Raw genomic sequence first — 10,814 nt, forward strand, 5'->3', positions numbered from 1 at the left:
CCCGGAAGCACGTAGCCCTTGCCCCCTTCCTCCTCCAGCAGCAACACCGACGGATACGACCTCGTCCTGCGTCTCCTGCTCGGCGTGCTCGCCGTCGTCGCCCCCCTCGCCCACCTTGCCTGGCTGTCCGGCAACATCACCGCCTACCTCACCGGCACCAGCTGGGCCCCCTACCAGCCGACCAAGGCCCTGCTCCACCCCGGACAGGTCTGGCCCGCCGCAGGAGAAACGTCCCTGCTGATCGGCGCCCGCATCGTCCCCGTCATCGTCTTCCTCGCCCTCGGGGCGGGGGCGGGCATCCTGTGGGCCCGGCACAAGAACCGAAACGGCGGCCGGAAGAAGATCACCGGCATGGCCAAGGCCCGGGACATCGAGCCGCTGATGGCCAAGGCGATCACCGACAAAGCCCGCTCCCTGCGCCCCAGCCTCAAGGACACCAAGCACATCGACGCGAAGGACACCGGCATCCTTCTCGGCAACCTGCAGGGCAGCCGCCACGAAGTACGCATGGGCTTCGAGGACGTCGCCGTCGCCATCATGGCACCCCGCTCCGGCAAAACCACCTCGCTCGCCATCCCCTCCATACTCGGCGCACCCGGCCCGGTCCTGCTGACGTCGAACAAGGCCGCCGGTGACGCCTTCACCACCGCCCACGAGGCAAGGGCCCGGGCGGGGGCGGTGTGGACCATGGACCCGCAGCAGATCGCGCACGCCGCACGCGAGATGTGGTGGAATCCCCTTGCCAGCGCAAGAACCCTGGACGGGGCGAACCGGCTCGCCGGACACTTCCTCGCCGCCTCGGTGGACGCCTCCCAGCAGGGCGACTTCTGGTCGAAGGCCGGCAGCAACATCCTGGCCCAACTGCTGCTGGCCGCAGCACTCGACGAGCGCCCGATCACCGACATCATGCAGTGGCTCGCCTTCCCCGCCGACCGCACCCCGCTGGACATCCTGCGCGACCACGGCTTCACCGCCGTCGCCGCCCAGCTCAAGGGCACCGTCGAGGGCCCCCCGGAGACGCGCGACGGCATCTACGAGACCGCCCGACAGTACGCCTCCGCTCTCCTGAACACGGAGATCGCCGCGTGGGTCACCCCGCAGAAGGACGTGGCGGAATTCCGGCCCGCCGAGTTCGTCACTTCCAGGGACACGCTGTTCCTGCTCAGCAAGGACGGCGGAGGTGGAGCCTCGGCGCTGATCGCCGCGTGCGCCGACTCGGTGATGCGGGCCGCGACCGCGCAGGCCGAACGCGCCGGCGGGCGCCTGGATCCGCCCATGCTGGCGATCCTCGACGAGGCCGCCAACGTGTGCAAAATTGCGGACCTCCCGGATCTGTTCTCCCACTTGGGTAGCCGCGGCATCATCCCGATCACCATCCTCCAGTCCTACCGCCAGGGGCAGAAGGTGTGGGGGGACGCGGGGATGGACGCCATGTGGTCCGCCTCGACCATCAAGGTCATCGGCTCTGGAATCGATGATCCGGACCTCGCCGACAAGCTCAGTCGCCTGATCGGCGACCACGACGTGGAGACCACGTCCACCTCGCACTCGGAGTCCGGCAAGAGCACGTCGGTGTCGATGCGGCAGGAGCGGATCCTGCCCGCCGACGCGATCCGCGCCCTCCCTAAGGGCACGGCCTTGTGCTTCGCCACCGGCATGCGCGCCGCCATACTCGATCTTCGGCCGTGGTACCGGGAGCCCGGCGCGGAGGAATTGTCCGCGGCGTCCGCCCGCGCCTCCCAGGCGATCACCGCCCGCGCCGTCGCAAAGCACACGCCGACTCAGTCGGACTTCGGGAAGGCCGCGTGAGGAACACCCCCTACACCTGGCGCTGGCCCGCGCACGCCGGGCGAAGGCTTTCATGCGCACCTGGCACCGCCACCACCCGGCACCCGCGGGTCAGATCTCCGCTGTCGGAGCTGCGGACAAGACCGGCATCCTGCGCGCCGTCGTCCTCGTCAGCCAGCCCGTCGCCCGCCACCTCGACGACCGGACCTGCATCTCGACCGCCACCTTCCGGGCCCTGACCGAGCGTGGGCTCGTTCAGCAGGCAGAAGATCACCGTCACCGAAGGACATTAAACCCTGGCCAGGCCACGCCTCGAAGCCCCGGCAACACCTCCCTCGCAAGTCTCCCCCAAGCCGCTTGCAGTACAAGGAGCCCTTTGGTGAAGCCCTTCGAGCCTCAAGACCGCGTCCTGGTCTCCCCGCGCCATCTGGCGGGAGCAGGCGTCGACCGACTCGCCGACGCGATCGGCCCGCTGATCCACCTCTTCGGCTGGCCAAGCGAGCACGAACACGCGAACGGACGCATCTGCGTCAACAGCCCCGACGGCAGCCTGTTCGTGAACTTCAACTCCCTCCATACCCTTGGCCACTGGTGGACCATCGCGCACCACGAGCCGTACTGGGAAGCCCGGTTCACCCGGCAGACCCCCATCGAGGCCATCGCCGCCGTTACCCAGGCACTGCCCCAGCTGATCGGCGACCACCGTCACATCGAACGGATTCCGCTCACCGCCACCCCTCTCGCACAGATCGCCGACCTGAACCACTGGCACCGCGAGGGCGACACCTTCACCTCGCCCGACGGCCACTGCCACCTGCAGCACACTCCAGGGGAAGAGACCCCGTGGCGATTCCGGCACCACGTGTACGAGGGCTTCGACACCCACTGGGACGCATCCTTCACCCAGGACACCCCCGAGCAGCTCGTCGCCCAGTTCTTCACCCACCTCGCGACCACCACACCAGTCGAGCGCGCCTTCCGCGACATCCCCTACCTCGTCCAGGACCTGGACGACGCGCTCATCACCCCCGTACGCGGAGCCGCCGTGAACCCACATGTCCACCACGCCGGCGCCCAGCTCGACCGTGCCATGCGCCGCCGCTGACCGCTCTACAGATCCGTCCCCCCGAGGAGCTTCCACGTCCTCCGACACCCCCACCGTCCATGATCTCGCCCGCGCCCTCGCTGACCAGCTCCACCCCGGTGCCGCCCCCCGAGACGTGACCGTCAGTTTCGGCGCCCGCCGTCAAGCCCCCGTCGAGTACCGCAGCCGCGGCCGGGGCGGGCCCGTGACGGTATACGCCCAAGCACTGCACGCCGCCCTCTTCGGCCTTCCGACGCACGACGAGTCGCTGCCCGCCGCTCTGGACGCGCTCCTGCAGGCCACGCACACCGCGACCACCCCGGAACAGAAGACCGCAGTCCTGCGCCAGGTCGCCAAACAGCTGCGCAACGCCGCCGAGATCATCCAGCGCTACCAGTACCAAGCCCGGCGGGACCGCTTCCCTGCCAATGTCGCCGAGCAGCTCGCTGACGCCCACGGTCAGGCCCAGCAGATCGCCCAGGCCCTCGGCTGTGTGGCCCCCGCCTTCAGCCACCGGCCCGCCCCGGACACCACACCCAGCGCTCAGGTCGCTCACGACCGGAGCGCCACCGCTCCCGTGGTCTCCCCGCCTTCACCGGCCACACGCCACCTCTGACCTGCGGCGACAGCCCGCACGCCGAGAAAGGCGCACCCTGACGCCGCCTCAGGGCGGGCCGTCCTGATCGGGTCGAGTCGGTCGCCGGCCTTCCCACCCGCATCCCCGCGCTCTGCCACGCCATATCCCGCGACCGGCCGTTATCTCTCAGTCGCTTGCGCGCCCGCCGCAGTGAGGACGCGCCATCCCGTTTCCCTACTCCCAGGACAGACCATTTCAGATCAGCCCCGATTCCGCGCCCTTTCTCTGGGTGCGGGAGTTCAATCCAGCACCCTCCTCGCCCTGTCAGCCGAAGGGATTCTCCCGAAGGTCGACTACGCGATTTTCGCTGACACCGGATGGGAATCCGAAGCAGTTTATGCCCACCTCGACCGGCTGGAAGAAGAGATAGCCGCACCCGTCGGAATCCCGGTACTGCGCGTGTCGGCCGGGAACATTCGCAGTGACGCCCTGAACCCGGAACACCGATTCGCATCCATGCCCCTCCACATCCTCAACAAGGATGGGCGGCCTGGGATGACCCGGAGGCAGTGCACCGGTGAATATAAGATAAAGCCGATCAAGCAGAAGGTTCGCGAACTGCTCGGGTTCCCCTACCCCGCCCGCATACCTAAGGGGGTGTTCGTCGAACAGTGGGTGGGAATATCGACCGACGAATTCCACCGAGCCAAGGATGCCGACGTCAAGTACATGCGCAACCGGCATCCCCTTCTGGACATGTCCTGGAGCAGGGTCGACTGCGTGCGATACCTGACTTCGCTCGGGCTTGCCGATACGCCGAAGTCGAGCTGCCTCGGATGTCCGTTCCATGGAAACGCGCAGTGGAGGCATATCAGGGATAACTCTCCGTCCGAGTGGGCGGACGTTGTCGAATTCGACGCGGCCATACGGCAGGGCAACGCGCGCGCTAACGCGTCGGGCAGCCGTCTGCTCGGCGAGGCGTTCCTGCACCGCTCCCGCGTCCCGCTGAGCCAGGCCCCGATCGACCACGTCACCGCCGCCGAGCGAGCCGCCCTGCGGATCAGCGCGGGCGAGGCCGACGTCCTGGAGAACGGTGTCGAGGACGGCTGCTCGCCCTGGGCGTGCCGCGGCGACGCCAACGCGCTGACGCAGGGCGACTTCGGGCTGGCCACGTGATACTCGACCTCTTCGCGGGGCCGGGCGGCTGGAGCAGAGCGCTGCACGTCCTGGGCGTGCGCGACGTCGGGCTGGAATGGGATCAGTGGGCGTGCAAGACCCGTGCTGCGGCTGAGCAGTTGACCATCCGGACCGACGTGGCGATGTATCCGACCCGGCCCTTCGTCGGCCGCACCCGCGGGGTGATCGCCTCGCCGCCGTGCCAGGCGTGGAGCAGGGCCGGCAAACGCCTGGGCCTGCTCGACCAGCCCTTGGTACACGAGGCCGTCGAGGACCTGGCCACCGGACGCGACACGCGCGAACATCTCCTGACCGCGTGCCTCGACAAGCGCTCCCTGCTCGCAGCGGAACCGATGCGCTACCTGCATGCCCTGAACACGGTCGGCGAACCCGACTGGGTCGCCATGGAGGAAGTACCGGACGTCCTGACCTTGTGGAAACAGTACGCGGTCATCCTGCGCGGCTGGGGGTTCTCCGTCTGGTCCGGGATCCTCAACTCCGCCGACTTCGGCGTTCCGCAGACCAGGAAGCGGGCGATCCTCCTGGCCTCCCGCGTCCGTACGGCGCAACCCCCCGCGCCCACGCACGCCCGACTCGCGGAGCCGGAGTCGCTGTTCGGTCCCGGCCGCGCCCGTTGGGTCAGCATGGCTGAAGCCCTGGGATGGGGTGCCACCGACCGCCCTGTCCCTACCGTCTGCGCGGGCGGTGGGCCCGGTGGCGGGCCGGAGCCGTTCCCGTCGGGCTCTCGCAAGACGTTGTCCGACGCCCGGGAGCGCGGCACCTGGGTGCCCCGGCCGGATGGGGTGGTCCTGCAATCCCGTCGTGAAGGCGCCGGGTGGGCGGCCCGGCGCACACGCGAAAACCGCGCCGCCGACGCTCCGGCACCCACGTGCACCGCCCAGGCCCACCGCTGGTCCTGGTCCCTGCGCAGCAACAACCAGACCAACGCCACCGTCCGGTCCATCCAGGAGCCGGCCGGCACGCTGTTCTTCGGACACCGTGCGAACGAATGCACCTGGATCGCCGAACCCGCCTCGCCGTCGGCTGAGGATGCCGACGCCGCGGCCGTTCCCGAGCCAATCCGGATCACTACCCGCGAGGCCGGCCTTCTGCAGACCTTCCCGGCCGACTACCCCTGGGCCGGCAACAAGGGCCAGAAGTTCTCGCAGATCGGCAACGCGGTGCCCCCGTTGCTCGCCGGCCACCTCCTCGCCCCACACCTCGGCGTCACCCTCGACCCCGACGATTTCACCCTCGCCGCCTGATGCCCCGCGCCCCCGAACCCGACGAAGACGACCTCGACGCTCTTCCACCGCCCCGGCCCGTGTTCCATGTCGAGCAGGCCCTCCTCGGAGCCCTCCTCCTCGACCCGCACCGTGTGGACGACGTGAGCGACATCGCCGCCGTCTCCTTCTCCACCGCCGCGCACACCGCGCTGTACGCCGCGATCACCACCCTGCCGCGCCCCGACCCCGCCGAGCACGCAAAGAACACCAAGTGGCTCGACCACGTACTCGCCACAGCCCGGGGGCAGACGCGCGGGCTGACCGCCTCCTACCTGCACACCCTCATCCAGGTCTGCCCCTGGCCCAGCCACGCCCCCGCCTATGCCCGGATGGTCGAGGCCGAACACGCCCGCCGCCGACTGCAGACGGCCGCGGAACACCTCGTCCACACCGCCCACGACGTCTCCCTCCCTCACCCTGTCCAGACGGTGCTCGCCGAGGCCGACGCGCTCGCCGAGGTCGTGGACGACATCGCAGCCCGATTCCCACCACGCGCAGGCGTGCTACCCCGCACCACGGCACCATCGCCGCCCACCGCGCCCGACCCCACAGAGGCAGCCGAGGAGGAGCAGATACTGCTCGCAACGGCCACGGCCTACCCCTGCGACATCAACTCCGTCCCGTGGCTGCTCCCCGACGACCTCACCCTGCCCCTGCACGCCGGCCTGTGGCAGTGCCTGACCGCCCTGGCCCGGCGCCGCGAGCCCATCGACCCCGTCACGGTCCTGTGGGAAGCACAGCAGCGCGGTCTGCTCGACGACGGAAATGAACCAGGCAAGGTGCTCCGCATGCTGGCCGAACCGGCTGGTTCCGTGGAGCACTGGGGCGAGCGCGCCCTGCAGCGTTCCCTGCTGGCCACCGCCGATCACACCGGCCGGCGCATCGAGGCGTACGCCGATGACCCGGCGAACACTCCCTTCCAGCTCGTCGTCGGCGCCCGCCGCGCCCTCACCGACATCGCCGCAGTCCGCACCCGCTGGCAGCACGCCACCGGAACCGCCCCGCCACAGCGGCGGCGGCCCGCACCCACCACCCGCGCCGGCCCACCGACCACCACGGCCGCACACACCGCTCGGTCGACACGAGCAGCCCGGTGACCCCCGAGTACGCCGGTGGCCGGACCCGAAGGCCCGGCCACCGGCAGAACAGATGAGACCCCCACGTGACTCCCGCCATCGACGCCCATGTCCGCCTCGACACCCACCCCACTCACCCCAGCGCCGTGACCGCCGTCCTGACCGGCACGCAGGCCCGCGTCGCTGCCATGGCTCTGGAAGCTGCCGACTGGAGCGTCGCCGCCACCAACGTCCTGGTCCTGGCCCGCATCGATCACGAGGAGCCCTACTGGGCCAACGACGCGGCCACGCAGCTGCGGGCCGACGGCATCACCGTCGAGATCACCCCGCGACTTCAAAAGACCATCGACGAAGACTGGGCCTGGGCGGAACATCCGATGCCCTGGTTGACCCGCAGCGAAATCCGTGAGGTCTCCAATCAGGCACAGAAGATCCACGACGACATCCGCCGCGGGCATCTCTTGATCCACGCCCACGCCGACGATGGCGAGACCACCTTCGCGGTCGGCACCTACCTCCACACCGGCAAGAGCGTGTACCTCCGCGGCGAGGACCACACGCGCCAGGTCGCCGACACATTCGACTCACCCGCGCAGGCCCTGCTCGCCTTCGAGAAGGCCCACGGCACCGACATGCACCCCGGCCCGGCCCCTCTGACTCCCACCGAACTCGCAGCCTGCAAACTCCGCACCACCTCAGACCTCGGCGCAACGAAACCCCTTCCCCGCCCCGAGATGGAGACCGTCCCCGTCTACCTCGCCGATACCGGCGACCACGACGCGCTCCTCGACACCTTCCTCACCACGCACGGCGAGTTCGAGCGGTGGCGGACCTGGTCGGATGACACGACCCATGCCATCCACGAATCGCAGACCCTGCGCATCGAGCGCATCCATGAAACCCCCGCCCACGAGACCGCCTGGACCGTAGCCGCCTACGAGACACCCGTCTCCGACCGCATGTGGCACCTCACCGCGACCGGCGCCACCCCCGCCCCAGTGCTGCAGGATCTGCTCATCCACCTCGCCGACGCCGACGGCTGGGACACAGCCATCGACACCCCGGTGGACGACAGGACTGTCGCTGCGGCCACCCAGCCCCTCTCCGACGCCGGATGGAAGCACACCGTGGACGGGCGATGGATCCGCTGGACATCCCCCGACGGGGCTGCGGGCGTCCAGTTCGAAGCCTTCACCGCACAGCACCCGAGCCAGAACCTGGTCACCTGGACCATCTGGGCCGGCCCCGGTCCGGACCGGGCCACCTGGACCATCACCGCGTCCCTGCACACCCCGAGTTCGCTGCTGACGGGTCTCTCCGAGACTCTCGCCCATCAGACCTGCATGCACGAGGTCCAGCCGGGCCGCGAGCACAGGACCCGCCTCGCCAACAGTGCGCCAGCAGCTCCGGCGGCCACCGCCAGCCGCCCCAGCAGCCGTTCACGCTGATCATCGGCCCTCACGACCGGGCAACATAGCCCGGGATCGCCGGTTGGCCAAACCGGCGAACCTGCGGACCATAGATAGTCCACCGCCACCCCCTGCCCGGACGTCGAAAGGCACCACCCACGACCACAGACACGACACGAAGCACAGCCCGCCAGGTGACAGGCAGCGCCATCTGATCACGCCGCCGCATAGCTCGCCCGGAACAGATCCTGCGCCCGCTCCACGTCCCTCGGCGTACGGAGCTGAACCTCCAGGTCGCCCGTCCCGTGGTGTCTGAGACCGGGCACGTCCCGGGTGAAGCCCGGAACGAGGTCGACGTCCTTCGGGTTGACCTTCAGGTAGACCAGCAGCTTGCTGCGCTGCGGCGGGCACAGGCAGGCGAAGTTCCGCAGCCGCTGATACGCCCGGTAGGTCTTGCGCTCCACGCGGTTCACACCGTCCCCGAGCCCGAGCAGGACCTCGTCAACTGCGCCCGCCAACTCCATCATCGCCGCACCCTGAACGTCGGCCGCTGCCCGGGCAGCCGGATGGCGCTGTGCCCGGCGGGCCACCTGCATGTCGCCGCTGACGGCGGCCACGGTCTCAAGGCCGAGCAGGTCGCTGCCGAAGAGTCGGTAGCGGACCAGGTCGATCGAGCGCCGGTGCTCGCGCACGGCGTGCACGTCGTAGCGGGTGAAGTCGCCGGCGATACAGATCAGGCGCGGGCCGCTCCACAGGACCTGGGACGCGGCCGTCACCCCGAGCCGGTCTCGGACCAGGCGCTCGAACTCGGCGCGGTGGTCCAGCAGCCAGGCCAGGTAGAACAGGCCCTGGTTGATCACGCCGGCATCCGTGCCGCGCTTGTACTCGATTTTACCGACCGCAGGAGCTTGGATACCGGCTCTGAACTGCGACGATACATAGACTACATGTGCGTGACGCCGAGTCTGGGTCGTTACCGTAGCCCGTCCGGGCCTCTCCGGGGAGGGTCCGTCCATCAGGGCGGCTACTCAGTGGCACTGAGCCGCAAGCGTGTGCCGTCGAAGCGTGATCGACCGGAGTCACGGCGGCCTGTTGAATGGCGGCTCCGCCCGCCTGGCCGTAAAGCGGTGCGCACATGATGCGATATCGGACACGATAGACAACCCTGACGGTCGTAGCTGCAGCGGACCCGAAGAGTAAACGAACAGCGGTCCGTGAACTGTTAACAGTTGGTCACCTGCTTCCCCTATGCTGCTCTCGGTTGGCTGCCGCAAGGCACCCGTACGAGATCAAGGAGCCGATTCGGATGATCAAGGTGAGCATTCACGCGAGCCCCGAGGAACTGCCGGCGCTGATTGATGCGTTGGCCGCTCACGGGGCCGATTTCAGTCTGCACAGCACTTCGCAGGCGGCAGAGGTGCGGACCGAACCTGTACTGGATCGCGACGTGCTCACCCTGCTGCGCACGCGTGCCCCCTCCCAGCACGCCGACCTCTTCATCTCGTTCGTGGAAACGGAAGTTCGCGATCACGGTGCCGTCGCCGAACTCGGTACTGAGAAGACCAGTTATGTGAAGCTGTACGTTCCGGGGCCGCGCAGAGTGGGCGCTTACTGCTACGTACGTCCGGACCGTACATACCTGGACTTCCGTCTTCCCAGCCACGCCGCGGACGGCTGTCGCTTTGCTGCCGCGCGCAACGTCCAAGCCGACAATGCCCATGCGGTGCGTCTTCCTCTGACGACGCCCGAAGCCCTCCCCGAAGCGCACCGACTGGCCCGACGGGCCGCCGCGGAGGCGGAATCCGCGTGACAAGGGTGAGGAAGGTGCCTTCCGTTGTTCTCTGATAGGCACCCCCCATCCGTCACGAAGGTAATCTGCTCCGTCGAACTGCATTTACTTTTAGGGTAGTTCCAGCCGTACTTGGGGGATCGCCGGACGGCTGGGACTGGTGGGCGTGCCGCCCACCACGATTTCCCCGACGACCATGCGGTGGACCACATCACCGAACTGACGGCACGTGACCACCTCGCACCGGGTGACGGTTCCTGCGATGGCGTACTCGACCATCGTCAGCACGCCCAGGCCCTCTTCGCACATGTATCGGTCAAGGTTCAGCTCCCGGGGGCCGAGCCAGACTTCGTCGTCGGTGTCGAACCTTCCTTTGAATGCCTGAGTGGACAACACAATGCCCTCGCCCAGTGCATCTTCCTTGACCTCTTCCATGGCCTCTTCCCACACCGTGAGGGCATCGGTGGACATGGCTTTGAGGATCCTTCGGGCCTTGATCCGGATCTCGGTCTCGATGACGCGCCCGGGATCCGGGAACTGCATGGTCAATGCGTAGTCCTTCGTCGGGGTGGGGGGGGAAAAGAGGGGCCCGCCCGCCGGGCGGCGGGGCGCCGTTTGCTCCCGCCCCC

The 10,814-nt window shown here is 68.7% G+C and carries 11 protein-coding genes; 8 read left to right on the forward strand and 3 right to left on the reverse strand.

The window, feature by feature from the left end; translation table 11 throughout:
• Window positions 1-18: 18 nt before the first annotated feature.
• A complete protein-coding gene (locus tag NMK44_RS39265) occupies window positions 19-1,809 on the forward strand; it encodes a type IV secretory system conjugative DNA transfer family protein (RefSeq protein WP_254752526.1) in 1,791 nt (596 codons plus the stop codon).
• Window positions 1,810-1,819: 10 nt separating this feature from the next.
• Here NMK44_RS39265 and NMK44_RS39270 read toward each other — a convergent pair whose 3' ends face one another.
• A complete protein-coding gene (locus tag NMK44_RS39270) occupies window positions 1,820-2,068 on the reverse strand; it encodes a hypothetical protein (protein WP_254752528.1) in 249 nt (82 codons plus the stop codon).
• A 99-nt stretch (window positions 2,069-2,167) separates the two neighbouring features.
• On the opposite strand from NMK44_RS39270, the gene NMK44_RS39275 reads away from it, so the two are divergent.
• The 6 genes from NMK44_RS39275 to NMK44_RS42550 all read left to right on the forward strand — a co-directional run bounded on the left by NMK44_RS39275 (window position 2,168) and on the right by NMK44_RS42550 (window position 8,435).
• Window positions 2,168-2,893 carry an SPDY domain-containing protein gene (locus NMK44_RS39275; protein WP_254752530.1) on the forward strand — a complete coding sequence of 242 codons (726 nt, stop codon included), beginning with the start codon at window positions 2,168-2,170 and terminating at the stop codon, window positions 2,891-2,893.
• Window positions 2,894-3,077: 184 nt separating this feature from the next.
• Window positions 3,078-3,488 carry a hypothetical protein gene (locus tag NMK44_RS39280; protein WP_254752532.1) on the forward strand — a complete coding sequence of 137 codons (411 nt, stop codon included), beginning with the start codon at window positions 3,078-3,080 and terminating at the stop codon, window positions 3,486-3,488.
• A 246-nt stretch (window positions 3,489-3,734) separates the two neighbouring features.
• Complete coding sequence (locus tag NMK44_RS39285; RefSeq protein ID WP_254752554.1) at window positions 3,735-4,625, forward strand: adenine nucleotide alpha hydrolase family protein; 891 nt, start codon at window positions 3,735-3,737, stop codon at window positions 4,623-4,625.
• Entirely contained in the window at window positions 4,622-5,890 is a 1,269-nt protein-coding gene (locus NMK44_RS39290; protein WP_254752534.1) for a DNA cytosine methyltransferase, read from the forward strand. The genes NMK44_RS39285 and NMK44_RS39290 overlap by 4 nt, the downstream gene beginning before the upstream one ends.
• Complete coding sequence (locus NMK44_RS39295) at window positions 5,890-7,008, forward strand: DnaB-like helicase N-terminal domain-containing protein (protein ID WP_254752536.1); 1,119 nt, start codon at window positions 5,890-5,892, stop codon at window positions 7,006-7,008. Before NMK44_RS39290 ends, NMK44_RS39295 begins: the two co-directional genes overlap by 1 nt.
• 65 nt (window positions 7,009-7,073) lie before the next feature.
• Window positions 7,074-8,435 (forward strand): SPDY domain-containing protein, encoded by a 1,362-nt coding sequence (locus tag NMK44_RS42550; RefSeq protein WP_254752538.1) that lies wholly within the window; start codon window positions 7,074-7,076, stop codon window positions 8,433-8,435.
• 176 nt (window positions 8,436-8,611) lie between these two features.
• Here NMK44_RS42550 and NMK44_RS39305 read toward each other — a convergent pair whose 3' ends face one another.
• Window positions 8,612-9,310: a DUF5655 domain-containing protein gene (locus tag NMK44_RS39305; RefSeq protein ID WP_254752556.1), complete on the reverse strand. Its 699-nt coding sequence runs from the start codon at window positions 9,308-9,310 to the stop codon at window positions 8,612-8,614.
• Between the two features lie 392 nt (window positions 9,311-9,702).
• Here NMK44_RS39305 and NMK44_RS39310 point away from each other — a divergent pair, with 392 nt between their 5' ends.
• On the forward strand, window positions 9,703-10,206 hold the full coding sequence (locus NMK44_RS39310; protein WP_254752540.1) for a hypothetical protein: 504 nt from the start codon (window positions 9,703-9,705) through the stop codon (window positions 10,204-10,206).
• A gap of 90 nt (window positions 10,207-10,296) precedes the next feature.
• On the opposite strand, the gene NMK44_RS39315 is transcribed toward NMK44_RS39310, so the two are convergent.
• The coding region (locus tag NMK44_RS39315; RefSeq protein ID WP_254752542.1) for a hypothetical protein at window positions 10,297-10,814 on the reverse strand (518 nt) is incomplete at its 5' end.

The sequence above is a fragment of the Streptomyces cucumeris genome (assembly GCF_024295805.1).
In the GTDB taxonomy this organism is placed as follows: Bacteria; Actinomycetota; Actinomycetes; order Streptomycetales; family Streptomycetaceae; genus Streptomyces; species Streptomyces cucumeris.

What these genes read in the sequence shown, in the direction of transcription:
- NMK44_RS39295 (WP_254752536.1), top strand. Translation starts at nt 5,890, where the DNA reads ATGCCCCGCGCCCCCGAACCCGACGAAGACGACCTCGACGCTCTTCCA.
- NMK44_RS39310 (WP_254752540.1), top strand. Translation starts at nt 9,703, where the DNA reads ATGATCAAGGTGAGCATTCACGCGAGCCCCGAGGAACTGCCGGCGCTG.